This window comes from Vibrio sp. Vb0937, from assembly GCF_033338855.1.
The window spans coordinates 1-25,794 of the sequence record NZ_JAWOTK010000023.1 but is presented as its reverse complement, the minus strand read 5'-3'; the positions used below and the strand labels follow the sequence as shown (position 1 = coordinate 25,794).

Below are 25,794 nucleotides of genomic sequence, written 5' to 3'. Positions count from 1 at the left end.
AACCAGTGTTCTTTGAAGGTTTAAACGATGGATCAGTTACTCAATTGGCTTTGGGGTGGTCAAGGCGGTTATGGCTATGTCGTCTTGTTATTAATCGCAGGCGTGTGCGCGTTAGCACTGATCTATTTGCACTTTCAGACGTCACTTAAGCAACTAGTAACGGATTCTCCCTATCCAGTCATAGTGGTGGACACTAGCCATGCTCAGCTCTTGCTATCTAACCAGGCTGCGATGCAGTTATTAGGCATTCGCTCTTTGGGAACGGGGTATTTGTATCCTGCTTTATTCGATATTCATGAGCTTGAGCAGTTTCTCGATCGCTTCTCTAGTCGTCATTTTCGTCAGCAGGCTTTTGACTGGCGACTATCTGATAGTGAATCTATTAAAGTGGAGCTGTCAGGCAGAAAGAGTTTATTGCGCAATCATCGAGTTTGGATTCTTTATGCTCAGCCATATCAAGCCACTCACCAAGAGCAGCAACAAGAACTTGCGCAATTAATCATCGCACGTTCGGCATTAGACTCACTTTCAGAGCTGATTTGTACCCAAGACCGCCAAGGCAATCTGTTAACGACCAATCGAGCATTTGATCAATTCTGGCAAGGGCGAAGGGAAGAAGCTTGCGCATCCAAGGCCTTGGGTAAGATGACCAGAAAAAGCGAACGTATATGGACAACGGATCCACAAGGTCGAAGTTGCTTATTGGAAGTCAATCAAAACTCTCTTGTTTCGCCGAGTGGTGAGCTTATCGGAACGCTGTCTATTAGTCATGACGTGACTGAATGGCACAAGATGCAACAGAATCTGCGAGATGAAATGGAGCGTCGCAAAGATACAGAGGTGGCGCTAGCGCAAAGAGATACTATCTTACAAACGATTCTGGATGCCAGTCCGGACTCTATTGGTATTTTCAATGAGAACATGGTCTATCAAGCGTGTAATCAGCCTTTTGTTAAGGCGTTAGGCATTTCAAAAATTTCTGATTTGATAGGTAAGCGCCTCCAAGACGTGATTCCTAAAGAGATGTACGCGCGCTTAGCAGACAGTGACTTAGAAGCATTACGCCAGTTAGAGCCAGTTCGATACATAGATAAAGTCGTGAGTAGTGATGGTAAAAGTACGTGGTTTGATGTGGTGAAATCGCCTTTTAAAGATAAAGCATCAGGAACGAATGGTGTGCTGATCATGGCGCGTGATATTTCTGAGCGTTATCTTGCAGAACAAAAGTTGGAAAAAGCCAACCTAGAGTTAGAAAAATTGAGCTTTATGGATAGCTTAACTCAAGTATCGAACCGACGCCGTTTCGACGAACAACTGCAGGTATTGTGGTACCACCACGCTCGAGAAAAGCTGCCGCTCACCATCATGTTATGTGACATCGACTTTTTCAAAGATTACAACGACTGTTACGGTCACCAACAAGGTGATGAAGCGTTAGTCAGTGTCGCTACCGTGTTTACACAAGTCATCAATCGTTCTTCGGATTGTGTTGCGCGTTATGGTGGCGAGGAGTTTGGTTTTATCTTGCCGAATACCACCACGGAAGGTGCGCGCAACGTAGCACAGCGTATTCATGAGAAAATTCTACAGCTTGATATGGAACACGACAGTTCAGAAGCATCTGAACGCCTTACCGTCAGTATCGGTCTGGTCTCTTACATTCCTCAGCATGGTGATGAACCCGAAATGGGCATCGCTATGGCTGACAGTGCGTTATACCAAGCTAAAGCTGATGGACGTAATCGCACCTGTATTCACCCCAGTTCTTGCTAACGCTTTGTGACCGCTTGCTCTAAGTTGATAGCTGATTGTTTAAATCACCGTATTAAACACGTTAAACTTACAGAAGCCTGTGCGCTCGTTGGTTTATCTTTCTATCTCGTGTCACAAGCGCAGATCGCACCGTGTGTTTTTCACTAATCAAACAGACCTAAATTGCGTTAGGTCGAGTGCATTTACCTGTTTTTCATCATCGAATGGCGCTATCTAGCCACCACCATGGAGTAGTTAATGAAACCCATGAAAAATCTCGCCCAGTATTATGTCGACTTGCTAGTCAAACTGGGGATTGTTCGCTTCTCTATTTTGCTAGCCCTTGCGCTGGTGGCATTAGCTGTTGTGGTGCAGGTAGGGATTACTTTAGCTCTTAAAGGGCGAGTAGATGATATCGACATTGTCCGTTCGGTGTTTTTTGGTCTATTGATCACCCCTTGGGCGGTTTACTTCCTCTCTGTGGTTGTCGATCAACTAGAAGAGTCTCGCCAGCGTTTAACTAAGCTGGTGTCCAAACTGAAGGACATGCGTTCGCGAGATCAAGAGTTGAATTACCAACTTCAACAAAACATTGAAAAGCTTAACCAAGAAATTGAAGAGCGTATTAAAGCGGAAGAAGCGCGTGAAGAGGCGATGCAAGACCTCGAAAATGAGGTATTCCAACGCGAACGTACTCAATTAGAGTTGGCAGAACGTACTGCATTACTGCGTTCATTTATTGATGCCTCACCAGACTTAATTTACTACCGCAATGCGGATGGTGTTTTTTCTGGCTGTAACCGCGCGATGGAAGAGCTAACGGGCAAGAAAGAGCACCAGTTAGTCGGATTAAGCCCTTGGGATGTGTATAGCAAAGAAATCGCCGAGCATATCGTTGATACTGACCAAAAGGTTTTTTCCGATAATCAAGCAATTACTTACGAGCAATGGCTCGAATACCCAGATGGTCGCAAGCATTACTTTGAGCTGCGTAAAGTGCCATTTTACAGCAAAGATGGCCGCCACCTTGGTCTCGTTGGGTTCGGTCGTGATATCACTGAACGTAAGCGCCATGAAGAGTCGTTAGAGAAAGCAAGCCGCGACAAAACTACCTTCATCTCAACCATCAGTCATGAGCTGCGAACGCCGCTGAATGGCATTGTAGGCTTAAGTCGTATGCTTCTAGATAGTCCGTTGACAGAAGAGCAGCGTAAACACATGCAGACCATCAATGTGAGTGCGATTACGCTAGGTAACATCTTCAACGATATTATCGATATGGATAAATTTGATCGCCGTAAGTTAGAACTATTACCTGCGCCACTTAACTTCGAAGACTTCGTCGCAGAGATTGAAAGCATCTCAGCTCTGATGGCAGAACAAAAAGGGTTACGCTTTGACTTAGAACGTTTAAGCGATTTGCCAAAAGCAATTGAAGTGGATGCAACCCGTCTACGTCAGGTGATTTGGAACTTGGTCAGCAACGCAATGAAGTTCACCAAAGAAGGTGGCGTTGTGATGACAGTGAGCGCGGATGTCGAAGACGATTTTGCGACCATTATTATGGAAGTGGAAGACACAGGTATTGGTATCCCAGACGAAGAGCTAGATAAGATCTTTGCGATGTACTACCAAGTGAAATCAGGCAAGGACAACCTGCATGCGGTCGGTACAGGTATTGGTTTGGCGGTATCTAAGCAACTGATCAATATGATGGATGGTGACATTACGGTTACCAGTGAGGAAGGCTTTGGTAGCACTTTTACTGTATCGATCCACGTTCCGATTGTTGAACTAGCTGAGCCAGTCATTGATGCGAAACGCGACAATGTGCGCCTCAACATATTTATGGTCGAAGACATCGAGCTTAACGTAACTGTGGCTAAATCGTTACTTGAGAGCCTAGGGCACTCTGTCACCGTGGCAATGACGGGCCAAGAAGCGTTAGTGAACTTTGTGCCAGAAAAATACGACTTAGCGTTGTTGGATATCCAACTGCCTGATATGACGGGCTTTGATGTCGCCAATTATTACCGCAAGCATTATAACAATCTTCCTCCATTGGTCGCCTTAACTGCTAATGTAATGAAAGATCGTCGTGAATACTTAGATAACGGCATGGATGATGCGATCAGTAAGCCGCTGGCAGTGAATGCCATTCAGTCAGTGATTGATAAATTCTTCGCTCACCAGTTAGAACAACCTAAGGAAGTAGTGAGCGGTCCCGAAACAGTGGAAGAGCCAGTGCCTTCTCCTGTGATTGAGACACATTTGCTCGATATGGATATGTTAGAGTCTTACGTCGACATTGTTGGTGCAAAACCTGTCTACGACAGCATAAAAATGTTTGAAGATATGATGCCAGACTATATCGATGTCTTAGATTCAAACATGACAGCGAAAGATCAAGATGGGATTGTTTCTGAAGCGCATAAAATCAAAGGTGCTGCAGGTTCAATTGGCCTGAAACGTATCCAAAGTGTGGCGCAAAAAGCGCAATCGCCTGATATGCCAGCATGGTGGGAAAACATTTCAGACTGGGTTGAAGAGATCAAAAATGAATACCAAAACGATATTCAAGTCCTCAAAAGTTGGTTGGAACAAAGGAAATAACATGAAAAGAATCGCACCATTGGCATTAGCCATGGCATTGATGGCAGGCTGTAGTTCCGTTCCAAATGTGAATTGGCAACAAAACAGTCAGATTACGATTAATGAGGTTAATGTTGAGCTCAAAAGTAATTTATGGGTGAACCTCATGCCGAATATTGGGGACGTGGAAGAGCAAAGTATTCAAGGTGCACTTTACCTCGAAGGAGATCAGTTACTTCCTGCAAATCTAACGGCAGAAGCTCTTATTATTAAACAGGGGCAAAAAGAGTGGTTGGTGGACAGTGCGTCTTTAGATACTCGAACGCACAGTGAAAGCCGATGGGAGGTGGCGTTCTCGTCTCACATTGATGTGAACACAGAAAAGTCGGTTGATGTCGCAGTGCTTCTAGACGATGCGGGTAAACAGCGTTGGTTAGTCGAAAAGTACGTGAAGATTAACAAGGTTTATTAACCGCAATGATGTTGCATTAGTCGTTAGACCTAAAACAAAAAGGGCTTGCTCAATGAGCAAGCCCTTCGCATATTAGCGGTTAAATCTAGTCTTCTAGATCGCCACAGAAGCGGTAACCTTCGCCGTGGATAGTGGCGATGATTTCTGGCGTACCTGAAACAGACTCAAAGTGCTTACGGATACGACGAATCGTTACGTCTACAGTACGGTCGTGTGGCTTAAGTTCACGACCAGTCATCTTCTTAAGAAGATCGGCACGAGTTTGAATCTTACCCGGGTTCTCACAGAAGTGCAGTAGTGCGCGGAACTCAGAGCGAGGTAGCTTGTAGCTATCACCAGCAGGGCTTACTAGAGAGCGGCTGTTGATGTCTAGTACCCAACCGTTGAATTCATACTTTTCTACCGAGCGCTTCTCTTCTTGCACCGCGTTAGAGCTCATTGAGCGACTAAGTAGGTTACGTGCACGAATAGTTAGCTCACGTGGATTGAATGGTTTAGTGATGTAGTCATCTGCACCAATCTCAAGACCTAGGATCTTGTCTACTTCATTGTCACGGCCTGTCAGGAACATTAAAGCAATGTTCGCTTGCTCGCGTAATTCACGCGCTAGTAGAAGGCCATTCTTGCCTGGAAGATTAATGTCCATAATAACCAAGTTGACTGAGTTATCAGACAACACTTGGTGCATCTCTTCACCGTCACTGGCTTCAAAAACAGCGTATCCCTCTGCTTCAAAAATACTCTTAAGAGTGTTACGAGTTACTTGCTCATCTTCAACGATAAGAATCTGCGGGGTTTGCATTGGCGGTACCTAAATTTGTGACAAAATTGTGCTAATAGAATAAATTCTAGGCAAAAATATAACATACAGGTAATGTGATTTTGATAATAAATCAAGTTGATCAAAAAAACACTTCTTTCAGTTATCCGCCCTCCATGGAATTTTGCCAACTCACCAGTATCCAATGGCGACGTTTATTCTAAAGGGCTTGTTTACCTTTCATTTCCTGCTTTCAGTGGGGCCTGAAACGTAAACACCCTAAGATATTGAGCGGATTTTATATTGTTAACAGCATGCTAACAATGCTCAAATGTTAATTCCATTCAGTTTGTTGATTTATATCAATTGATGAAATGTAACTGTTATTAATCGTTTAAGACTTATGATAGAAAAAAGTAATACGAACATAGACGCATCGTTATGGAATGCTTATTCAGAATCTTTTTTCAGATTCGAAGCCGAGTGGCGTGTTTCAAACTATGCTGTGATAACCGCTTGGAACCCATACAGTAACTTGAGGTCCAAAGAAGAGAACAGCATAAACAATCGCGCGTTAGAAAAACAGCTACAGCACGTTAATTACGCGCCTGTCACGGTAGGTGATAGCGCTTTTACATGGTATGAGGAAAGCTTTGCCGTCGAGTTGTCGCCAGAGGTAGCCGTTGAATTGGCGAATGACTTTCAACAAAACGCGATTTATTACGTCATTAATGACCAACTTTATCTTATTGCGTGCTCGCAGCCGAAAGTTTTTCATACGTTAGGCTCCATTAAACCTCGGCTCGTATGAAGGTATAGAAAAGGATACTGCTCACTGAAGCACCGCTTGGGTGAGAAAATTCACGGAGGAAATATGAGAGACATTACACCCGATATTTGTGACCAATTTGAAGACCAAGTGAGCTTGCTTACTTTACCATTGCAGAACTTTGGTCAACGTAGCGCTTTTTACGGTGAAATCGTTACGGTGCGCTGCTATCACGATAACTCGAAAGTGCGTGAAGTACTGGGCGAAGATGGAACGGGTAAAGTATTGATTGTTGACGGGCATGGATCGTGTCAGAGAGCATTACTCGGCGATCAATTAGCGATACTCGGAATAGAAAATGGGTGGGAAGGCATCATTGTCTATGGTGCAATACGCGATGTAGCACAAATATCTCAAATGGACATTGGCGTTCAAGCTCTTGGAACTAACCCGTTTAAAACAGAGAAACGCGGGATAGGAGAGGTAAACGTAACCTTAACGATGCAAAACCAAATCGTTCAACCTAAGCACTACGTTTACGCGGACTGGAACGGTGTATTGATTTCTAAGCAAAAGCTGGACTTCTAAAAACGAAAGCCTAGACCAACTTCAAAGCCTTGTTGCCAATCTTGGTAATCAAGAGTCGCGTGAAAATCCAGTTTATCGGTAATTTTTACGCGACTTGAGACTTCAGCCGCGAGGCTACTGTCGTCTTGGCGAATACCTTCCGCTGTTTCGTTCTTGTAAGAGCGAACTGTACTTTTCAGCGTGACACGATCATTAAAGTGATAGCTGATCCCACTCAAAAAACCACTTTGATTTTGGGTAGGAGAGTTATTGACTCGCGCACCGACATAAACGTCTACCGAATCAAAAAGTTCGTAGGCGTAACCCGTATCGATATTCCAAACATCAAAACTGTCAGACTGGTAACTGTCGCTGGAAATGAATAGTTTATGAGGAGAAGGGGATGATTTACCTGGAAGCGGCGGAAGCTCGTTTGCTAGACAAACACCAGGCACAAAAAACAGCAACAGAAAAAGCCATCTTTTCATGTTCACCACTCCTTGTGTCAACTTTTTTATTAGTATGCGCCCAAAGCTTCTCACTATTAAAGCATAGAATATGAAAGCTAGCTCACCTATTTTCTAAATAATTCGATCCTATGAACATAAGTCACAGTTAAGTTGTTGTTATGTGTCACAACCCTCTCGAATTATTTGATCGTACGTTTTATGGCAAAGATTAGACTAGTTATTAGATAAAAAACCGAACTGGTGATGATAGTTAAGTCCTTTACAAAAACTAACTGTAGATTTCCAAATGATCAATAATGTGTAATTAACTATAAATATCAATGATATTGCTTAGCAGAAATCTCTGAAAGATGGAAAAACAAACAATTTTTTGTTGACTATGTATCAGAAACTCGGTAAACGTAGAGTTAAGCAAACACAATTAACGTTGAATATTTATTTATTTATGCCATCTAACAGCCTAGTAGTAATGACCACGACCATTATTATTACCGACACGACACATGTTGGGGCAGGCTGCTGAGCGAAAGAAATTCACAAAAAAGGCCTGTATCCAACAAGATACAGGCCTTTTTTTATGCTTTTTTATCCAGAATTTAGACAAATTTAAGAAGATATACCGGAGGAAGGGATGCGAGTATTGAAGTTTGGCGGATCATCACTAGCTGATGCAGATCGCTTTTTGAGAGCGGCAGACATTATTGCCAATAACGCTCAACAAGAAGAAGTAGCGGTTGTTCTTTCCGCTCCTGGTAAAACAACAAACAAATTGGTTGCGGTCATTGAAGGCGCATTGCGCAATGGTGAAGCAGAACTACAAATCAAAGAGTTGGAGGAGTCGTTTAAAACGCTCTTCACTCAAATCCAAGCAGTACTACCCAATATCGATGGTTCAGCTTTCGATAACCAAGTGAAAACTTCTCTCTCTCAATTACGCCAGTTCGTTCATGGCATCAACCTTCTTGGCATGTGCCCAAATAACGTCAATGCACGCATCATCAGCAAAGGCGAACGCGTTTCAATTCAATTGATGAAGGCAGTGCTTGAAGCGAAAGGCCAACCTGCGCATCTTATCGACCCAGTCGAGTATCTATACGCAAAAGGCGATCACCTAGAAGCCATGGTCGATGTTGAAGTTTCGACTCAGAACTTCCGCCAGAATCCTCTTCCTCAAGGTCATGTGAACATCATGCCTGGTTTTACTGCCGGTAACGAGAAAGGTGAACTAGTTACACTAGGTCGTAATGGTTCAGACTACTCAGCGGCGGTTCTTGCGGCGTGTCTGCGCGCAGATTGTTGTGAGATCTGGACTGACGTAGACGGTGTATACAACTGCGACCCTCGTTTAGTGGAAGATGCTCGCTTACTTAAATCTCTTAGCTACCAAGAAGCAATGGAGCTTTCTTACTTCGGTGCTTCCGTTTTGCATCCGAAGACCATTGCTCCTATCGCGCAGTTCCACATCCCATGTCTGATCAAAAACAGCTTTAACCCACAAGGTGCAGGAACTCTGATTGGGCAAGACACTGGTGAAGACAATCTGGCGATCAAAGGTATCACGACGCTAAACGACCTAACCATGGTTAACGTCTCCGGCCCAGGTATGAAGGGTATGGTTGGCATGGCAAGCCGCGTATTTGGCGCAATGTCTTCCGCTGGTGTGTCTATTGTTCTTATAACTCAGTCTTCTTCTGAGTACAGCATTAGCTTCTGTATTGAGGCAGAAGATAAAGCAAAAGCGCAACAAGTACTGGCCGATGCGTTTGAGTTGGAACTGAAAGATAGCTTATTAGAGCCGGTCGAGTTTATTGATAATGTTTCAATCATAACGTTGGTTGGTGACGGCATGCGTACATCGCGCGGTGTTGCATCTCGCTTCTTCTCATCTCTTGCTGAAGTGAACGTAAACATTGTAGCCATCGCACAGGGCTCATCTGAGCGTGCAATCTCAGCCGTGATTCCTGAAGATAAAATCTCTGAAGCGATCAAAGCGTGTCACGAGAACCTATTCAACTCTAAGCACTTCTTAGACGTATTCGTGGTTGGTATTGGCGGCGTTGGTGGTGAGCTGGTGGATCAGATCGAGCGTCAACAGGCGAAGCTTGCGGAAAAAGGCATCGTTATTCGCGTGTGTGGCTTGGCAAACAGCAAAGCTCTTCTGCTTGATAGTGAAGGTCTGCCACTCGATCATTGGCGTGATCGTATGTCGGCTGCGACAGAAGAGTTCAGCCTAGCGCGTTTGATTTCTTTGGTTCAACGTAACCACATCATCAACCCAGTATTGGTTGACTGTACATCAAGTGAAGATATCGCGAACCAATACGCTGATTTCTTAGCTGCTGGTTTCCATGTCGTTACACCAAATAAAAAAGCAAACACAGCAAGCATGGCTTACTACCATCAGCTTCGCGATGTTGCGCGCAGCTCTCGTCGCAAGCTGATGTACGAAACAACTGTGGGGGCGGGTCTACCGGTAATCGAAAACCTGCAAAACCTAATCTCAGCGGGTGATGAGCTAGAGCGCTTCAGCGGTATTCTTTCTGGCTCTCTGTCATACATCTTCGGTAAGTTAGATGAAGGTATGAGCCTAAGTGAAGCAACTAATATCGCAAAAGAAAATGGTTTTACTGAACCGGATCCTCGTGATGATCTTTCTGGTATGGATGTTGCGCGTAAGCTTCTGATCCTAGCTCGTGAAGCAGGCATGTCTCTAGAACTAGAAGACGTTGTGGTTGATCAAGCACTGCCACCAGGTTTTGATGATTCTGGTAGCGTTGATGAATTTATGGCGCGTTTACCTGAAGCAGACGCCTACTTTAAAGAATTATCTGCAAAGGCAGCGGAAGAAGGCAAAGTACTGCGCTACGTTGGTGAGATTAATGAGGGCAAGTGCACAGTAAGCATCGCAGCGGTGGATGAAAACGATCCAATGTATAAAATCAAGGACGGTGAAAACGCACTGGCATTTTACAGCCGTTACTATCAGCCAATCCCACTAGTGTTACGTGGCTATGGTGCAGGCACCGAAGTAACGGCTGCGGGTGTATTTTCTGACGTGATGCGTACTTTAGGTTGGAAACTAGGGGTATAACAATAATGAGTTCAAGTGATATGGATGTAGTGGTTTATGCCCCAGCATCAATTGGTAATGTAAGCGTTGGCTTTGATGTGCTGGGGGCTGCCGTGTCTCCAGTGGATGGCACACTATTGGGTGACCGTGTATTGGTGAAATCTGGGGCTGATCCGTTCAGCCTTAAAACGGCGGGTGATTTTGTTGAGAAATTGCCAACTGAACCAAAAGAGAACATCGTCTACGACTGTTGGCTCGTGTTTGCTCGTGAGTTAGACAAAAAAGGCGTTGAGCTAAAACCACTTGAGATGACGCTAGAAAAGAACATGCCAATTGGCTCTGGTTTAGGCTCAAGTGCATGTTCTATCGTCGCTGCATTAGATGCATTGAACCGATTCCATGGACAGCCACTTAACGAGACAGAATTATTGGCGCTGATGGGAGAGATGGAAGGCAAGATCTCTGGTGGTATTCACTACGACAACGTTGCGCCATGTTACCTTGGTGGTGTGCAACTGATGCTTGAAGAGTTGGGTATCATCAGTCAAGAAGTGCCTTGCTTTGATGATTGGTACTGGGTGATGGCGTATCCGGGTATCAAGGTATCAACGGCGGAAGCGCGTGAGATCCTACCATCTCAATACCGCCGACAAGATATCATTGCTCATGGTCGCCACCTTGCGGGCTTTATTCATGCGTGTCATTCTGGTCAGCCAGAACTTGCTGCAAAAATGATCAAAGACGTGATCGCAGAACCGTATCGTGAGAAACTGCTTCCAGGTTTTGCGAATGCACGTCAATACGCAGCGTCTGCGGGTGCATTGGCAACCGGTATTTCTGGCAGTGGTCCGACACTGTTCAGTATTTGCAAAGAGAAAGATGTCGCTGAGCGAGTTGCTCGCTGGTTAGAACAAAACTACGTACAAAACGAAGAAGGATTCGTCCACGTTTGTCGTCTAGATAAGCAGGGTTCGAAAGTAACAGGAAGTGAGCTATGAAGCTTTACAATATAAAAGAAAATGATGAACAAGTTTCCTTTGGCCAAGCCGTTCGCCAAGGGTTAGGTCGCAATCAAGGCCTATTTTTCCCATCGGAATTACCAAAATTTGAAGATATCGATGCGCTGCTTGCAGAAGACTTTGTCTCTCGTAGCACTAAGATTCTATCGGCGTTAATTGGGGATGAACTTACAGAGGAGAAAGTGAATGCTCTTGTTGATGCTGCATTCCAATTCCCTGCGCCTATCAACCAAGTAAGAGATGGTGTTTACGCACTGGAGCTGTTCCATGGCCCAACGCTTGCGTTTAAAGACTTTGGTGGTCGCTTTATGGCGCAATCTCTTGCAGCCGTTTCGGACGGTGGCAAGATCACCATTCTGACAGCAACTTCTGGCGATACTGGCGCAGCCGTTGCGCATGCTTTCTACGGTATGGAAGACATCAACGTTGTGATTCTTTACCCGAAAGGTAAGATCAGCCCACTGCAAGAGAAGCTATTCTGTACGCTTGGTAAGAACATCCATACTGTCGCGATCGATGGAGACTTCGATGCGTGTCAGGCGCTGGTTAAGCAAGCTTTTGATGATTCTGCACTGCGTGAAGAGATCGGTCTGAACTCTGCAAACTCAATCAACATCAGCCGTTTGATGGCGCAAATCTGTTACTACTTTGAAGCAGCTGCGCAAATGAGCAAGCAAGAGCGTGAAAACCTTGTTGTGTCTGTACCAAGTGGTAACTTTGGTAACCTAACTGCTGGTCTACTGGCAAAAGCGCTGGGCTTGCCTATCAAACGCTTTATCGCTGCAACTAATGCCAATGACACGGTTCCTCGCTACCTAGAAACAGGTAAGTGGGAGCCAAAACCAACAGTCGCAACAACATCGAACGCGATGGACGTGAGCCAACCAAACAACTGGCCTCGTATTGAAGAGCTGTGTCGCGTGAAAGAGTGGGGCTTGGAGACGCTAGGTAAAGGTGCAGTATCTGATGAGCAAAGCGCACAGTCAGTAAAAGATCTATACAGCATGGGTTACCTGTGTGAACCGCACGGTGCGATTGCTTACCGCGTTCTTGAAGAACAATTGCAAGACGGTGAAACCGGTCTGTTCCTATGTACTGCTCACCCTGCGAAGTTCAAAGAAGTGGTGGATGATATTCTAGAATCAGATATCGACCTTCCTGCGCCACTAGCGAAGCACGCTGCGATGGAGCTGCTATCGGAAGATCTCGACGCAGACTTTGACGCACTGAAGCAAGTACTGCGCCGCGTGCAGTAAGCTTCAAAAATACAGTCAGTATCAAAAACACAAATAACGAGAGGTGAATGAGCAATCATTCACCTTTTTTATTGTCGGTAAGTTTTAACTCTCTTTATGATTGAGAAACGAACTTAACTAAATGAGATGGAAAGAGAAGCATGCATTTTTTGATTTTTCTAGGTTCGGTGAGAGACAGCACGCCACCAAGACCAGCCCGTTTAGGAATGCGAGTCAGTAGAGCGTGTGAAAAACTCATCGTGAGTCAGCATTCGCAACATACTGTCGAAATCATTGACCCATTGGACTATGACTTTGGCGATGTGTTTAAGCCCGAGTTTGCTTATCACCGCTCTAAAGTGCCAGAGCACCTAAGCGAGTTGGCAAACAAAATCAAACATGCCGATGGGTATGTGATGGTTAGCCCGGAATACAACCATTCGATGAGTCCAGCCTTGGCAAACATGCTTAACCATTTTGGCAGTTCGCTGTTTTCCTATAAGCCAAGTGCGATCGTGACCTACTCTGCTGGGCAATGGGGTGGTGCTCGTGCTGCAGTGTCGATGCGTACTTTCTTATCTGAGCTGGGGTGCTTGCCTGTGTCGGCAATGATCCATATTCCGAAAGCACAAGAGGTGTTTGATGAACAGGGCGTTGCTGCGGATGAGTCGGATCAGGTGCAGTGGGACAGCTATATGAATCGCACTATGTATCAATTGATTTGGTGGGCAGAAGGGGCGTCACTGCAAAGAGATAGGCTTGATCCAACCTCTTTAGCGCAAGCGTTTCAGAAAGATCCTTCGCAAAGAAATGCACCTTAGAGGCGAGTTGCTTTCCATTATAGAAAGGGTTTAGAAGGATTCTGAAACAAAAAAAGCTTGGTCATTGCTGACCAAGCTTTTTAAATTCTAGCGAGCTAGTTTACTGAGAGATTATAGAGTCTCAGTAAAAGTACGAGCGATTACATCACGTTGTTGCTCTGGAGTTAGCGAGTTAAAACGTACTGCGTAACCAGAAACACGAATAGTTAGTTGTGGGTATTTCTCTGGGTGTGCAACTGCATCTTCTAGTGTTTCGCGTTTAAGCACGTTCACGTTTAGGTGTTGGCCGCCTTCGATACGAGGAGCAGTTTCGATTGCAACTTCACGGCTTTCGTATTCACCTAGGTCGCTGATTGCGATAACTTGGTCTGCTTCGTAGCCAGCAGTTGCAGCAACACAGCGAGCTTCATTTTTTTCGCTATCTAATAGCCAGATAGAGTTTAGTAGGTCGTCGTTTGCCGCTTTTGTAATTTGGATACCTTGGATCATCACTATCTCCTAGACCACTTACGTGGTGATTATTGGTGTTAATTTTCGAATTTTCGTTGAGCTGAGTATTATATAGCTAATATCCACTATTTTAATATTGATTTAAGTCAAAAAACAACCAAAAACATTATTTTTATTAAGGTAATTTTATTGAGTTAAATCAATAAAACCTTTGAAAACAAAATAATTACAATTTATTTGATAATATAAAAAATATTTAATAACTGGTTTTGTTGTAAATTTACTACAAATTGAGATTAAAGTTTAAACTGGTTAACGCAACTATCTGTATTTAGGTAGCAATACTGAAAGTCTAAAGTGATTAAATGACAAACATGAAAAACAAGCTTGGGAATAAACTCATTGGTGCACATGTCTCTGCTGCTGGTGGGGTCGATCAAGCTCCGTTGAGAGCTCGTGAAATTGGCGCGAATGCCTTCGCACTATTTACAAAAAACCAACGCCAGTGGGTGGCGAAGCCTTTAGAAGCAAAAACCATCAGTGCGTTTAAAGCGAACTGTAAAATGCTGGGTTTCGGAGCAGAGCATATTCTTCCCCATGATTCTTATCTGATTAACTTGGGTGCGCCGGAAGAAGAAAAGCTGAATAAATCCCGCGCGGCATTTATTGATGAAATGGAGCGTTGTAATCAGTTGGGGCTGACTTTGCTTAACTTCCATCCGGGTAGTCACCTAAAGAAAGTCTCTGAACAGGAGTGCCTCGCGATGATCGCCGAGTCGATCAATCTTGCGCATAAAGCGGTGCCGAATGTGATCGCTGTTATCGAGAATACGGCAGGTCAAGGCACTAACTTAGGCTGGAAGTTTGAACACCTTGCTGAAATCATCGAGCAAGTGGAAGATAAAGATCGTGTCGGCGTTTGTATTGATACCTGCCATACCTTTACGGCTGGTTATGACTTACGTACAAAAGAAGATTGCGAGCGCACCTTTGCAGAGTTCGACCGTATCGTAGGTATGCACTATTTAAGAGCAATGCATCTAAATGATTCAAAAGTAGAGTTTGCCAGCAAAGTAGATCGCCACCATTCTCTAGGTAAAGGAGAGATCGGGTGGGATTGCTTTGAGTACATCGCAAAAGACCCTCGTTTTGATGGTATCCCTCTGATTTTAGAAACAATTGATCCAGATATTTGGCAGCAAGAGATCGACACGTTGCGTCAATTCCATTTAGCGGCCATTGCCAGTTAATGGCGTAACCACAAAGTTGGCACCTTTCTTTCTTAGTCATTGAACATCAATCTCTGAATTAGCAAAGAAGGATGCCAATATGTCTCGACCACTCTCTTTTACTCCTTATGCTTACACTCGTCGCGTGCTTCGCTTACCGATGCCTAATCGTCACATTACCGGACAGGGGCATTTTCGAACGCCACAGAAGCATTAGTCTTTTATTACTTGTCTCAAGTTCGTGGTAAGTTTTTGTTTGTTTTAGTTTCGCTCGTTAGAATAGAAGCAAAATTTAGGACAGGAACTTTCCATGAATCAGTCACCCACTTGGCACGATGTGATCGGCGAAGAGAAAAAGCAGAGCTACTTTGTAGACACCTTGAATTTTGTTGAAGCCGAACGCGCCGCAGGCAAAGCTATTTTTCCTCCCGCAAAAGATGTCTTTAACGCGTTTCGTTTTACCGAGTTCAAAGACGTTAAGGTCGTGATTCTAGGACAAGACCCATACCACGGCCCAAATCAGGCGCATGGCCTGTGTTTCTCTGTACTTCCTGGCATTAAAACGCCACCGTCACTGGTTAATATGTATAAAGAGCTGGCGCAAGATATTGAAGGTTTCCAAATCCCTCAACATGGTTTTTTGCAAAGCTGGGCTGAACAAGGCGTATTGTTACTCAATACGGTATTAACGGTGGAGCAAGGTAAAGCGCATTCACATTCAAAGACAGGTTGGGAAACGTTTACTGACCGAGTGATTGAAGCCATTAATCAGCATCAAGAAGGTGTAGTGTTCTTGCTGTGGGGTTCACATGCACAGAAGAAAGGTCGTTTTATCGATCGCAATAAGCACCATGTGTTAGCTGCCCCACACCCATCGCCACTTTCTGCACATCGAGGCTTTTTCGGTTGTAAGCATTTCTCTCAAGCAAACCAGTTGCTTACATCACAAGAAAAAGCACCAATTAACTGGCATTTGCCATTAACGGTATAAATGAAGAGACAGCGATCATGGATGGTATGATCGCTGTTTTTTTGAGCACGCTCGAGGCTGATAGTAAATTTCTCATGTACACTTACTAAAAGTAGGTGTTAAGGAGAGACGCTATGATGATCGAAAGAATTCGACGCGAACATGGTTATATGGTTCGTCTGTTGGCGATACTGCGCCATAAGCTTAATGAGATAAAAAAAGAACGTGTAATCAACTATGCGTTAGTAAGCGAGATTGTTGATTACCTCTCTAATCATTCGGAGAAAGTACACCACCCGAAAGAAGATATCCTCTATCACCACTTTCTTGAACACTATGGTAAGCAACAAACCATGGAAAATTTAGAGAAAGAACATCTAGAGTTAGCGAGTAAAACCAGAGAGTTTTCATCCGTGATAGAGATGATCCTTCAGGATGCTGTTGTGCCACAAGACATGTTTGTCGCTCACCTAGAAGATTTCATAGAATCGCAAAGGCACCACTTGGAGCTAGAAGAGCGAAAAATTTTGCCTCTCATTGAAGAGTTATTTACCACAGAAGATTGGCAGCATGTCGAGAGCTTATGGAGCGTCAGTGAGGATGATCCTGTGTTTGGTGACACGATTGCTGATCGTTATAAGCAGTTGGCCGAACGTGTTCGTCAAAGTGATACTGAGTATGTTTAAGCCTGAGTGATGAAACCTGAGCGAGCGAAAGCCGTCTCTCGGGTTTGTGAGATACATTTCTTATTTATTGGGAATCAACCGAAAATTTAGTGTGCATATTTCTCGGCAAAAAGTACGGAAGATTCTCATTGAGTAATAATGGTATTCATACTTAAACCTTGGTACATAAACTCACGGTGTTTACGGTCACTGTAAACAAAAAACAAAAGGCACCTGTAAGGTGCCTTTTGTTTGAATTAGAGTTTAATGTCTTCCAAGTTATAATCGGTACAGACATCAAGTTCGCGCAGCTCTTTAAGCAAATTGCGTCTGTCGTTCATCTCTTCTATTTCACGCCACTTTCGCTTTACTGGTTTTGCACGAGATTTGGTTGTTGAGGTAGTATCCAGATTAAAAATGTCATCTAGTTGAAAGCCTTCCATAAGCCACCTTTACCTTTCTTAAGCTAAACTGTTGTAACCAGTCCTTGTGGAGTTTTTTTAGTACCACAATAGCCGTGAGAATAACCATGATATATTTCGCATTTGTGTCGGTAGCATGACATTTTCGTGCAAAAATATTCTCAAAATCACACTTTTTATTGCAACGATGTGGATAAAAAATGCACAAACGATCTCAAGAAAACGATTAAATAGAGAGATTTTCTATGTTAATTCGATTTGATGAATGGGTGCACTGCGCAAAGGTTAAAGTTGCATAAAATCAGTTTGATGAAATAGTGTTCAATTAGATGGTAAGTCACTAGCGTAAATTTATGTAACACCTTGTGAATACTAGCTTGTTCTTGTTTATACGGTTTACCATTCCATTTAATGAAGAATAATTATTTATGTTGGTGTTTGGTAATTGAAATGTTGCGCATTTTGAGTGTTAAGTCTTCTATTTATGTTATTTTTTGGTGACTTTATAGTGAAAAATAACAATGTTATTCTTATTGTTGCATATTGATTTTTGCGCTCCTAGGTTGCATTATCCGCCCGTCAAAAAATACGCTGGTACGTAAAATGGATGCATGAAGCGACGTTTACGATTCTAGATTGCCCATAAACATTACTTAAAAAGCTAAGCACACTTTGACACTTAGCAGGCAATTTGGTGGATGGCTAGGACGCATAGACTGGCGCAACTCACTTTGAGGTACACATGACAGACTTAATCAATTTGATGAACGATCTCCTCTGGGGCTCGATTCTGGTTTATCTTCTTGTTGGTGTTGGTATTTACTTCACCGTTCGATTAGGGTTCATTCAGTTCCGCCATTTCGGCCACATGTTCTCTGTTCTTAAGAACAGCCGTAAAGCAGACAAAGCTGGTATTTCCTCTTTCCAAGCGCTTTGTACTAGTCTTGCTGCACGTGTTGGTACAGGTAACATGGCGGGCGTTGCAGTTGCATTGACTGCGGGTGGTCCTGGTGCGATCTTCTGGATGTGGCTGATTGCAATGCTTGGTATGGCAACATCGTTTGCTGAGAGCACACTGGCGCAGCTATACAAAACCAAAGATGATGATGGCAACTACCGTGGTGGCCCTGCCTACTACATGGAAAAAGGCCTGGGCATGCGTTGGATGGGCGTGTTGTTCTCAGTTTTCCTAATCATCGCTTTTGGTTTGGTATTCAACGCAGTACAAGCTAACTCAATTGCCAATGCAATGAGCAACGCATTTGGTTGGAATAACCTGTATGTCGGTATTGCCGTTGTTTTACTGTCTGCAATTGTTATTTTCGGTGGCATCAAGCGTATCGCAAGAGTAGCTGAGATGATCGTTCCGATCATGGCACTACTTTATCTAGCCCTAGCGCTGTTCATCATGTTCTCTAACCTAGAGAAATTACCTGATGTATTGATGCTTATCTTTAAGAGTGCATTTGGTCTGCAAGAAGCAGCAGCAGGTGGTCTTGGCTACGCAATTGCACAGGCAATGATTAACGGTATCAAGCGCGGTCTATTCTCGAATGAAGCAGGTATGGGTTCTGCACCTAACGCGGCAGCTTCAGCAACACCTTACCCACCACACCCAGCGTCTCAAGGTTACGTACAGATGCTAGGCGTGTTCATGGATACGATCGTTATCTGTTCTGCAACAGTGGCTATCATCCTGATGTCTGGTGAGTATGTCGGTCAAGCAACAGAAGTGACGGGTATCGAGCTAACTCAGCGTGCATTGAGCTCACAAGTTGGCGATTGGGGCGGCATCTTTGTTGCTGTGGCAATCTTCTTCTTTGCGTTTACTTCAATCATTGCAAACTACTCGTATGCTGAAACGAACTTAATCTTCCTAGAGCACAATCATAAAGCGGGCTTAAGCATTTTCCGCGTTATTGTTCTTGGTATGGTGATGTTTGGTGCACTAGCTTCGTTACCAGTCGTATGGTCGCTTGCTGATGTCTCTATGGGTCTGATGGCGATAGTTAACTTAGTGGCTATCATCTTGCTATCTGGCATCGTGATTAAACTGGCCAAAGATTACAACCGCCAGCTTGGTGAAGGCAAAGTGCCAACATTTGATGCGAATGATTTCCCAGAGCTGAAATCTCAGCTTGAAGAAGGCATTTGGTACAACGATAAAAAAGACTAAGTGAGCTATCACTCATAGTTGAAAGCTATTAGTACGATGTAAAAAGCCATGCAGACAATGCATGGCTTTTTTTGTACCCTATTAAAAACAAAATTAGAGAAGGGAAAGTCATGCTTATCGTAGTTTCTCCAGCGAAGACTCTTGATTACGAGTCTCCGTTAGCGACAGAAAAATTTACTCAACCTGAGTTGGTCGAATACTCAAAAGAGCTTATCGATGTATGCCGCAAACTGACTCCTGCTGATGTTGCCTCTTTAATGAAAGTGAGCGACAAGATTGCCGATTTAAATGTGGGCCGATTCCAAGAGTGGAGTGAAACGTTTACCACGGAAAACTCACGACAAGCCATTCTTGCATTTAAAGGTGACGTTTACACAGGGCTAGACGCCGAAAGTTTATCTGAAGCGGACTTCGAATATGCTCAAGATCATCTGCGTATGCTATCGGGTCTTTATGGTTTACTAAAACCACTTGATTTGATGCAGCCATACCGTCTTGAAATGGGTACCAAGCTTGCAAACGACAAGGGTACGAACTTGTACCAGTTTTGGGGCAACGTTATTACGGACAAGCTTAACGAAGCGATTTCTGCTCAAGGTGATAATGTCCTTATCAACCTTGCATCAAATGAATACTTTAAAGCGGTTAAGTCAAAGAATTTAGATGCGCAAGTGATCACGCCAGTATTCAAAGATTGTAAGAATGGTCAATACAAGGTCATCAGTTTTTACGCGAAGAAAGCGCGCGGTATGATGGCGCGTTATATCATTGAAAACCGTGTTGAGAGCGTGGCAGACCTGACTAAGTTTGATACGGCGGGTTACTACTTTGTGGAAGATGAATCGACGCCAACAGAGTTAGTATTTAAACGCGAAGAGCAAAAATAAAGCTGATTGAGACGTAATCGACGTTAATCTCTATCAGCACAAACGAAAAAGGGTTGGCATTGCCAACCCTTTGTTATTTTCTAGCTTGAGCTACTTGGCCCCAACAAGATTACTTCTTCTTAGCGGTTTTCTTTTTCGCTACTTTTTTCTTGTCGTCTTTTTTCTTTTTCTTCTTAAACACAGGCTTTTTGTGTTTAGGACGCATCTCTTTCACGAAACGCTCTTTGATGTCTTCTTTCACGTAGCGCGCAACGCGATCCATCATTGGTTGGTCGTGTGCTTCTACGATTGAAATAGCGTTACCTTTCTTACCTGCGCGAGCAGTACGGCCGATACGATGAAGGTAAACATCAGCCGTGCGTGGCATGTCGTAGTTGATAACGTGTGATACATCCGGAAGATCGATACCACGCGCAGCAACGTCCGTCGCGAGCAGCACATTCACAGTTCCATCGCGGAAGCGAGAAATCGCATTGTTACGACGATCTTGCGGCATTTCACCTTGAATCCAAGAACATGGAATCTGTGCACTTTCAAGCTGCGCTCGTAGCTCAGCCAAACGCTCACGAGTCTTTAAAAAGACGATAGTGCGCTCAGCTTGCTGAGTAATAATGTGTTTTAGTAATTCCAGTTTGTGTTCAGCATCATCAGCTCGGTGGTACCACTGAGCAATTTTCTTACGCTCACGCAGCGGCGATTTTGCATCGATCTCTGCTGGGTCATTCAACAGATCAGCGGTAAAGCCTTCTACGCCTTTCCCTTCTAACGTTGCTGAGAACAGAAGGGTTTGCTTACGCCAGCGACATTCGTTAGATAGGCGATCGACAGTAGGGGCAAAACCCATATCTAGCATACGGTCTGCTTCATCAAGGATTAACCATTCGATTGCACGACAATCAAAACGTTCTGCATCAATGTATTCTTTTAAACGGCCAGGTGTCGCAACCACAATGTCTTGTGTTGTTGCAAGGATGTCGGCGTGCTCTTGGTACTGAACACCACCAGTGATGGTGAAAATGTTGAGTTTGGTATTTTTTGCCAAAGCACGTGCTTGATCGGCAATTTGCATCGCCAGTTCGCGAGTAGGCGTTAGGATCAAAATACGCGCAGGCCCAGGCTTACGACGAGGGAAGTCTTGCAAGTATTGCAATGCTGGCAGGACGAAGGCGGCCGTTTTACCAGTTCCTGTTGGCGCTGACGCTAGAATGTCACGACCGTCCAACGCTTGTGGAATCGCTTCTGCCTGAATTTTTGTTGGGCGTTCGTAACCCATCTCTTCAATGGCTTCAAGTAGGTTTTGGTCTAGATCAAGTTCAGCAAAGGTTCTGATCACAATGAGTTCTCCACAAGCAAAGCTTGGTTAATGGTTCGCCACAACAGCATAGAATACAAAAAGGTCGCACATTATAAAGTGATTGGTGATAAGGATCACATGTTATTTCACATCTTAAGATAAAACTCGCGAGTTAACTGGATGAAATCATCACTATAGCGGTCATTTGAACGGATAACTAAATGTGACGTTTGCGAATCGCAAGGTCGTTTTGACAGTTCAAATAACAATCGGTGTACTGGTTTCTTTTCTGATGGTTGCACACGACAGATCCTCGATAGATACCAACCTTGGTTTAATGCTAGCTCAATGAACTGCTCGCCTTCGGTGATTGGCAACACAAAACTAGCTCTCCCTTCGTCATCAAGCAAATGATAGCAACGCTGCAGCAATACGTTATGGCCTAGCGTATCTGTGTGCCTCGCGGTTGCACGTTGACTGTGTTTCGATTGCTCGCCGCTGTTGAAGTAGGGCGGGTTACAAATGATGCGTTGGAATGGATGTGTCGGCGTAAAGTGCAGTATGTCGGTGTGATGCACACTTACACGATCTGACCAAGGAGACTGGGCCGTATTTTTTTGCGCGGCAGCAACGGCTGTTAATTCGATATCGACCGCGGTTATTTCAGCTTCCGTAAAGCGTTGAGCACACATCAGGGCAAGCAGGCCAGTGCCAGTCCCAATATCGAGAATTTTAGCGTCGTTAGGGCTTTGAATCCAAGCACCAAGCATTACCCCATCTGTGCTGACTGGCATACCACTCTCGCCGCCCTCAATACAAAATTGCTTAAAATTGAAGCCTTTAGTTTTCAGTTTTTTGTTCTTCATGATTGTTTTATATTTGCTCAATAATTAAGTAGATTGCTCTATTGTTTATTAATTGTATAGATTGTTGTTTTGTTGGTTATTAAATTGTATTGTTAATTGATCGAGATAAAGAACTGGTCTGTTATTTGGATCTGGTTATATCCACTGCTTTTAAGTTTGAAAACTAAATTAATATGGTGTTTTTTTCTTAAAGGTTGCCAAATGATGAGTCTTTCGTCATTATGCGGCGAAAATTTTATAGATTGAACCACGTGTACTTATTGACTTTAGGTATACAAAAAGTGGTCTAAGCATACACAACATTCATTAATTAAAAGACAAGGGTTATCTGTGAAGCAGACGTTAAAACTAACAGATATTATCGCAGTAGGCTTTATGCTATTTGCGTTCTTTTTAGGTGCGGGCAATATTATCTTTCCACCTCTAGCGGGTCAGTTAGCGGGTGAAAACTTAATGCCAGCTATGTTTGGTTTCTTGCTAACAGCGGTAGGTCTACCTCTTATTACTATCGTTGCTATTGCTGTTGCTGGTGGTTCTTGGGATCACTTGACGCAAGATCTTCCGAAAAAAGCGGCAGTTCTTATGGCTGCACTGATTTTCATCATCATTGGTCCTGCGTTTGCAGCGCCTCGTACTGGCCTAGTGGCTTACGAGATGGCGGTGAAACCTTTCTTCCTTGAGGCGTCACAAACGCATCTGACAGCGTTCTCAGTGATCTTCTTTATCGCAGCAATGATGTTCTCATGGTTCCAAGGCCGTTTGATCGATCTCATCGGTAAAGTACTGACACCAGCATTGTTCGTTGGTTTGATCATTCTTGCTGTCGCTGTCTTCCTTGATCCTCAGGGCGATATGATTGGCGCGCACGGTGAATACCTAACGCAGCCTCTGACCAAAGGCTTCTTAGAAGGCTACAACACAATGGATACGTTCGCGTCATTGATGTTTGGCATGCTGATGGTTGATGCACTGCGCGGTAAAGGCATTACTGAGCGCTCTGCAACTACTAAATATCTGATCTATGCAGGTTGTATTGCTGCTGCTGGTCTTGCGTTTGTTTACATCTCACTATTTTACTTAGGTGCGACGAGTGCAACGGTTGCTGCTGGTGCTGATAATGGTGGCCTAGTGCTTAGCCAATACGTTCAAGCGTTGTTTGGTCCATACGGTCAAATCGTTCTGTCTGTCATCGTATTGCTAGCGTGTCTGACAACCGCGATTGGCTTGATTTCTGCGTGTTCAGATTTCTTCAGCTCGAAAACACCACTGTCATACAAGCAATGGGTACTGATTAATGGTTCTGTTTGTGCATTGGTTGCAAACGTTGGTCTTGCGCAGCTGATTTCTCTGTCAGTGCCAGTATTGTTTGCGCTGTACCCTGTGGCGATTGCGTTGGTTGCACTAACATTTGTGCGCAGCAAACTGCCGAATCCACGCTTTGCTTACCGTGCAGTACTGCTTGTATCTCTACTGTTTGCGTTGGTTGATGCGGCAAAAGTATCGGGTATTGATGTTTCTGCGTTTAACATGTTGCCACTATTCGAAGTCGGCATGGGTTGGGTGCTTCCAACATTTGCGGCTATCGTGTGCATGTTCTTCATCGCGAAACCTCGCCCAGAGCTAGCACAAGAAACCGCGTAATCACTTCGCGTTATCAAGATAATAAAAAGCCCGGTGAATTACTTCATCGGGCTTTTTACTTTTTTAATGATTACGTGTTTGCGCTATCAAAGCGTGTCGTGGAATTCCACAAGAACTTGTTCACACCATTTTTCGATGCGTTCATCACTCAGTTCGTACTGTGAGTCTTCATCTAACGCAAGTCCAACAAACTTGCTGCCATCTTCGATCAATGCTTTCGATGCTTCAAATTCGTAGCCTTCATTTGGCCAGTAACCGATAAAGGTTGCGCCTGTGGCTTGTAATTCATCGTGAAGTAAGCCCATCGCATCTAAATACCACTCTCCGTAACCTTCTTGGTCACCCAGACCAAACAGCGCTACAACTTTGCCTTTCAGTGGCGTGGTCGCGATGTCTTGCCAAATCGCGTTCCAATCTTCTTGAATTTCACCAAAATCCCAAGTTGAGATGCCAAGGAGTAATAAGTCGTAGTCCGCCATTAGTGATAACGGTGTCTCTTTCACATTGTGAATGTCGACAAGGTCTTCACCAATAAGGGTACGAATTTTCTCTGCTGCCATTTCGGTGTAGCAGGTCGTTGAGCCGTAAAAGAGTCCGATTTTCATTATATTCGTCGTTATTTGTGTTGCTGTTGTGGAAGATTCTAACCATAAATTGAGGAAGATTGCAGCGAATATCCTATGTGGGATGATTTTTTATGGTATTGGATTGGCAGGTGCTTTAATCTAAATACTGTAAATATAAACAGATAAGGAAGCATTCATGACGGCACAACAGCCTGTCAATCAACAAGATTTTTCGCTTGTTGAGCAATTCTTAGATGCGATGTGGATGGAGCGTGGCCTATCAGAGAACACGTTGGCTTCCTACCGAAACGATTTAATGAAGCTGCTCGTGTGGATGGAAAAACATCGATACCGTCTTGATTTTATCAGTTTGTCTGGCTTGCAAGAATATCAAAGCCACCTTGTAGACTTAGATTACAAACAGACGTCCCGTGCGCGTATGTTGTCGGCTATTCGTCGTTTATTTCAATACCTGCATCGTGAGAAGGTGCGTGCTGATGACCCGAGTGCGCTCTTGGTTAGCCCTAAACTGCCACAACGTTTACCCAAAGATATTAGTGAAGAGCAAGTGGACGCGTTGCTCGAAGCGCCAGACCCGAATGACCCTATAGAATTGCGCGATAAAGCGATGCTAGAGCTACTCTACGCGACAGGGTTGCGTGTGACAGAGCTCGTCAGTTTGACCATGGAAAATGTTAGCTTGCGCCAAGGGGTGGTGCGCGTGACTGGTAAAGGTGGTAAAGAGCGCCTGGTTCCTATGGGGGAAAACGCGGTCGATTGGATCGAGACGTTCATTCAACAAGGGCGCCCTGCGTTACTTGGTGATACATCATCTGATATTGTTTTTCCTAGTAAACGCGCAAGACAAATGACTCGTCAGACGTTTTGGCACCGTATTAAGTACTATGCTTTGATAGCAGGGATTGATACTGATCAGCTGTCGCCGCACGTACTGCGTCATGCCTTTGCCACGCATTTATTGAACTATGGCGCAGATCTCAGGGTCGTACAGATGCTTTTAGGACATAGTGACTTATCGACCACGCAAATTTATACTCACGTGGCGACTGAACGATTGAAGCAGATCCACAGTCAACACCA

Annotated in this window: 23 protein-coding genes and 1 other annotated feature; of the genes, 16 read left to right on the top strand and 7 right to left on the bottom strand. The window is 44.1% G+C overall.

Annotated features, from left to right (window positions below):
- The first annotated feature begins 27 nt into the window (after positions 1-27).
- From R7P67_RS19165 to R7P67_RS19155, 3 genes are all read left to right on the top strand, one after another.
- Positions 28-1,773: a diguanylate cyclase domain-containing protein gene (locus R7P67_RS19165; RefSeq protein ID WP_262652800.1), complete on the top strand. Its 1,746-nt coding sequence runs from the start codon at positions 28-30 to the stop codon at positions 1,771-1,773.
- A gap of 237 nt (positions 1,774-2,010) precedes the next feature.
- The gene (arcB, locus tag R7P67_RS19160) at positions 2,011-4,365 is read left to right on the top strand and encodes an aerobic respiration two-component sensor histidine kinase ArcB (RefSeq protein WP_262652798.1); all 2,355 of its coding nucleotides are present in this window, start codon (positions 2,011-2,013) and stop codon (positions 4,363-4,365) included.
- Position 4,366: 1 nt separating this feature from the next.
- Entirely contained in the window at positions 4,367-4,816 is a 450-nt protein-coding gene (locus R7P67_RS19155) for a hypothetical protein (RefSeq protein ID WP_193837552.1), read from the top strand.
- 85 nt (positions 4,817-4,901) lie between these two features.
- On the opposite strand, the gene arcA is transcribed toward R7P67_RS19155, so the two are convergent.
- On the bottom strand, positions 4,902-5,618 hold the full coding sequence (gene arcA / locus R7P67_RS19150; protein ID WP_005381824.1) for a two-component system response regulator ArcA: 717 nt from the start codon (positions 5,616-5,618) through the stop codon (positions 4,902-4,904).
- 361 nt (positions 5,619-5,979) lie between these two features.
- Here arcA and R7P67_RS19145 point away from each other — a divergent pair, with 361 nt between their 5' ends.
- Together R7P67_RS19145 and R7P67_RS19140 are read left to right on the top strand one after the other, a co-directional pair.
- Positions 5,980-6,387, top strand: a complete 408-nt coding sequence (locus tag R7P67_RS19145) for a DUF3293 domain-containing protein (protein ID WP_262652797.1) — start codon at positions 5,980-5,982, stop codon at positions 6,385-6,387.
- 63 nt (positions 6,388-6,450) lie between these two features.
- Positions 6,451-6,933, top strand: coding sequence for a putative 4-hydroxy-4-methyl-2-oxoglutarate aldolase (locus R7P67_RS19140; protein ID WP_005381822.1), 483 nt, complete (start codon positions 6,451-6,453; stop codon positions 6,931-6,933).
- Here R7P67_RS19140 and R7P67_RS19135 read toward each other — a convergent pair.
- A complete protein-coding gene (locus tag R7P67_RS19135; protein ID WP_262652796.1) occupies positions 6,930-7,400 on the bottom strand; it encodes a ribonuclease regulator in 471 nt (156 codons plus the stop codon). The genes R7P67_RS19140 and R7P67_RS19135 overlap by 4 nt on opposite strands.
- 440 nt (positions 7,401-7,840) lie before the next feature.
- Positions 7,841-7,960: a sequence feature (Thr leader region), on the top strand.
- Positions 7,961-8,013: 53 nt separating this feature from the next.
- Here R7P67_RS19135 and thrA point away from each other — a divergent pair.
- The 4 genes from thrA to R7P67_RS19115 all read left to right on the top strand — a co-directional run bounded on the left by thrA (position 8,014) and on the right by R7P67_RS19115 (position 13,527).
- Positions 8,014-10,473, top strand: coding sequence for a bifunctional aspartate kinase/homoserine dehydrogenase I (thrA, locus tag R7P67_RS19130; RefSeq protein ID WP_262643549.1), 2,460 nt, complete (start codon positions 8,014-8,016; stop codon positions 10,471-10,473).
- A 20-nt stretch (positions 10,474-10,493) separates the two neighbouring features.
- The gene (gene thrB, locus R7P67_RS19125) at positions 10,494-11,450 is read left to right on the top strand and encodes a homoserine kinase (RefSeq protein ID WP_017635074.1); all 957 of its coding nucleotides are present in this window, start codon (positions 10,494-10,496) and stop codon (positions 11,448-11,450) included.
- Positions 11,447-12,727: a threonine synthase gene (gene thrC / locus R7P67_RS19120; RefSeq protein ID WP_262652795.1), complete on the top strand. Its 1,281-nt coding sequence runs from the start codon at positions 11,447-11,449 to the stop codon at positions 12,725-12,727. The genes thrB and thrC overlap by 4 nt, the downstream gene beginning before the upstream one ends.
- A 140-nt stretch (positions 12,728-12,867) precedes the next feature.
- Positions 12,868-13,527: an NADPH-dependent FMN reductase gene (locus tag R7P67_RS19115; protein WP_054822993.1), complete on the top strand. Its 660-nt coding sequence runs from the start codon at positions 12,868-12,870 to the stop codon at positions 13,525-13,527.
- 111 nt (positions 13,528-13,638) lie between these two features.
- Here R7P67_RS19115 and grcA read toward each other — a convergent pair whose 3' ends face one another.
- On the bottom strand, positions 13,639-14,016 hold the full coding sequence (grcA, locus tag R7P67_RS19110) for an autonomous glycyl radical cofactor GrcA (RefSeq protein ID WP_005381814.1): 378 nt from the start codon (positions 14,014-14,016) through the stop codon (positions 13,639-13,641).
- Between the two features lie 326 nt (positions 14,017-14,342).
- Here grcA and nfo point away from each other — a divergent pair, with 326 nt between their 5' ends.
- From nfo to R7P67_RS19095, 3 genes are all read left to right on the top strand, one after another.
- Positions 14,343-15,227 carry a deoxyribonuclease IV gene (gene nfo / locus R7P67_RS19105; protein WP_262652793.1) on the top strand — a complete coding sequence of 295 codons (885 nt, stop codon included), beginning with the start codon at positions 14,343-14,345 and terminating at the stop codon, positions 15,225-15,227.
- Positions 15,228-15,516: 289 nt separating this feature from the next.
- Positions 15,517-16,197 (top strand): uracil-DNA glycosylase, encoded by a 681-nt coding sequence (gene ung / locus R7P67_RS19100; protein ID WP_005382846.1) that lies wholly within the window; start codon positions 15,517-15,519, stop codon positions 16,195-16,197.
- A 113-nt stretch (positions 16,198-16,310) separates the two neighbouring features.
- On the top strand, positions 16,311-16,862 hold the full coding sequence (locus R7P67_RS19095; RefSeq protein WP_005381807.1) for a hemerythrin domain-containing protein: 552 nt from the start codon (positions 16,311-16,313) through the stop codon (positions 16,860-16,862).
- Between the two features lie 236 nt (positions 16,863-17,098).
- On the opposite strand, the gene R7P67_RS19090 is transcribed toward R7P67_RS19095, so the two are convergent.
- Positions 17,099-17,284, bottom strand: a complete 186-nt coding sequence (locus R7P67_RS19090) for a DUF3545 family protein (protein WP_005381805.1) — start codon at positions 17,282-17,284, stop codon at positions 17,099-17,101.
- Positions 17,285-18,005: 721 nt separating this feature from the next.
- Between R7P67_RS19090 and R7P67_RS19085 the strand changes: the two genes are divergently transcribed.
- Both R7P67_RS19085 and yaaA read left to right on the top strand, forming a co-directional pair.
- Complete coding sequence (locus tag R7P67_RS19085; protein ID WP_005381800.1) at positions 18,006-19,439, top strand: alanine/glycine:cation symporter family protein; 1,434 nt, start codon at positions 18,006-18,008, stop codon at positions 19,437-19,439.
- 110 nt (positions 19,440-19,549) lie between these two features.
- On the top strand, positions 19,550-20,326 hold the full coding sequence (yaaA, locus tag R7P67_RS19080; RefSeq protein ID WP_151514425.1) for a peroxide stress protein YaaA: 777 nt from the start codon (positions 19,550-19,552) through the stop codon (positions 20,324-20,326).
- A gap of 109 nt (positions 20,327-20,435) precedes the next feature.
- Here the strand turns inward: yaaA and srmB are convergent, their stop codons facing one another.
- Together srmB and R7P67_RS19070 are read right to left on the bottom strand one after the other, a co-directional pair.
- A complete protein-coding gene (gene srmB, locus R7P67_RS19075; protein ID WP_005381797.1) occupies positions 20,436-21,659 on the bottom strand; it encodes an ATP-dependent RNA helicase SrmB in 1,224 nt (407 codons plus the stop codon).
- A 107-nt stretch (positions 21,660-21,766) separates the two neighbouring features.
- Positions 21,767-22,486, bottom strand: a complete 720-nt coding sequence (locus tag R7P67_RS19070; RefSeq protein ID WP_213972911.1) for a tRNA1(Val) (adenine(37)-N6)-methyltransferase — start codon at positions 22,484-22,486, stop codon at positions 21,767-21,769.
- 330 nt (positions 22,487-22,816) lie between these two features.
- On the opposite strand from R7P67_RS19070, the gene brnQ reads away from it, so the two are divergent.
- A complete protein-coding gene (gene brnQ / locus R7P67_RS19065; protein WP_005381792.1) occupies positions 22,817-24,127 on the top strand; it encodes a branched-chain amino acid transport system II carrier protein in 1,311 nt (436 codons plus the stop codon).
- An 86-nt stretch (positions 24,128-24,213) separates the two neighbouring features.
- On the opposite strand, the gene fldB is transcribed toward brnQ, so the two are convergent.
- Positions 24,214-24,732, bottom strand: a complete 519-nt coding sequence (gene fldB, locus R7P67_RS19060) for a flavodoxin FldB (RefSeq protein WP_005381790.1) — start codon at positions 24,730-24,732, stop codon at positions 24,214-24,216.
- A 157-nt stretch (positions 24,733-24,889) separates the two neighbouring features.
- Here fldB and xerD point away from each other — a divergent pair.
- Positions 24,890-25,794, top strand: a 905-nt coding sequence (gene xerD, locus R7P67_RS19055) for a site-specific tyrosine recombinase XerD (RefSeq protein ID WP_318086043.1), incomplete at its 3' end; no start/stop codon positions are given.

Bases quoted from the DNA above. Each gene is read 5' to 3' on its own strand.
- R7P67_RS19165 (WP_262652800.1), top strand. From the start codon at position 28: ATGGATCAGTTACTCAATTGGCTTTGGGGTGGTCAAGGCGGTTATGGC.
- arcB (WP_262652798.1), top strand. From the start codon at position 2,011: ATGAAACCCATGAAAAATCTCGCCCAGTATTATGTCGACTTGCTAGTC.
- R7P67_RS19155 (WP_193837552.1), top strand. From the start codon at position 4,367: ATGAAAAGAATCGCACCATTGGCATTAGCCATGGCATTGATGGCAGGC.
- arcA (WP_005381824.1), bottom strand. From the start codon at position 5,618: ATGCAAACCCCGCAGATTCTTATCGTTGAAGATGAGCAAGTAACTCGT.
- R7P67_RS19145 (WP_262652797.1), top strand. From the start codon at position 5,980: ATGATAGAAAAAAGTAATACGAACATAGACGCATCGTTATGGAATGCT.
- R7P67_RS19140 (WP_005381822.1), top strand. From the start codon at position 6,451: ATGAGAGACATTACACCCGATATTTGTGACCAATTTGAAGACCAAGTG.
- R7P67_RS19135 (WP_262652796.1), bottom strand. From the start codon at position 7,400: ATGAAAAGATGGCTTTTTCTGTTGCTGTTTTTTGTGCCTGGTGTTTGT.
- thrA (WP_262643549.1), top strand. From the start codon at position 8,014: ATGCGAGTATTGAAGTTTGGCGGATCATCACTAGCTGATGCAGATCGC.
- thrB (WP_017635074.1), top strand. From the start codon at position 10,494: ATGGATGTAGTGGTTTATGCCCCAGCATCAATTGGTAATGTAAGCGTT.
- thrC (WP_262652795.1), top strand. From the start codon at position 11,447: ATGAAGCTTTACAATATAAAAGAAAATGATGAACAAGTTTCCTTTGGC.
- R7P67_RS19115 (WP_054822993.1), top strand. From the start codon at position 12,868: ATGCATTTTTTGATTTTTCTAGGTTCGGTGAGAGACAGCACGCCACCA.
- grcA (WP_005381814.1), bottom strand. From the start codon at position 14,016: ATGATCCAAGGTATCCAAATTACAAAAGCGGCAAACGACGACCTACTA.
- nfo (WP_262652793.1), top strand. From the start codon at position 14,343: ATGACAAACATGAAAAACAAGCTTGGGAATAAACTCATTGGTGCACAT.
- ung (WP_005382846.1), top strand. From the start codon at position 15,517: ATGAATCAGTCACCCACTTGGCACGATGTGATCGGCGAAGAGAAAAAG.
- R7P67_RS19095 (WP_005381807.1), top strand. From the start codon at position 16,311: ATGATGATCGAAAGAATTCGACGCGAACATGGTTATATGGTTCGTCTG.
- R7P67_RS19090 (WP_005381805.1), bottom strand. From the start codon at position 17,284: ATGGAAGGCTTTCAACTAGATGACATTTTTAATCTGGATACTACCTCA.
- R7P67_RS19085 (WP_005381800.1), top strand. From the start codon at position 18,006: ATGACAGACTTAATCAATTTGATGAACGATCTCCTCTGGGGCTCGATT.
- yaaA (WP_151514425.1), top strand. From the start codon at position 19,550: ATGCTTATCGTAGTTTCTCCAGCGAAGACTCTTGATTACGAGTCTCCG.
- R7P67_RS19070 (WP_213972911.1), bottom strand. From the start codon at position 22,486: ATGAAGAACAAAAAACTGAAAACTAAAGGCTTCAATTTTAAGCAATTT.
- fldB (WP_005381790.1), bottom strand. From the start codon at position 24,732: ATGAAAATCGGACTCTTTTACGGCTCAACGACCTGCTACACCGAAATG.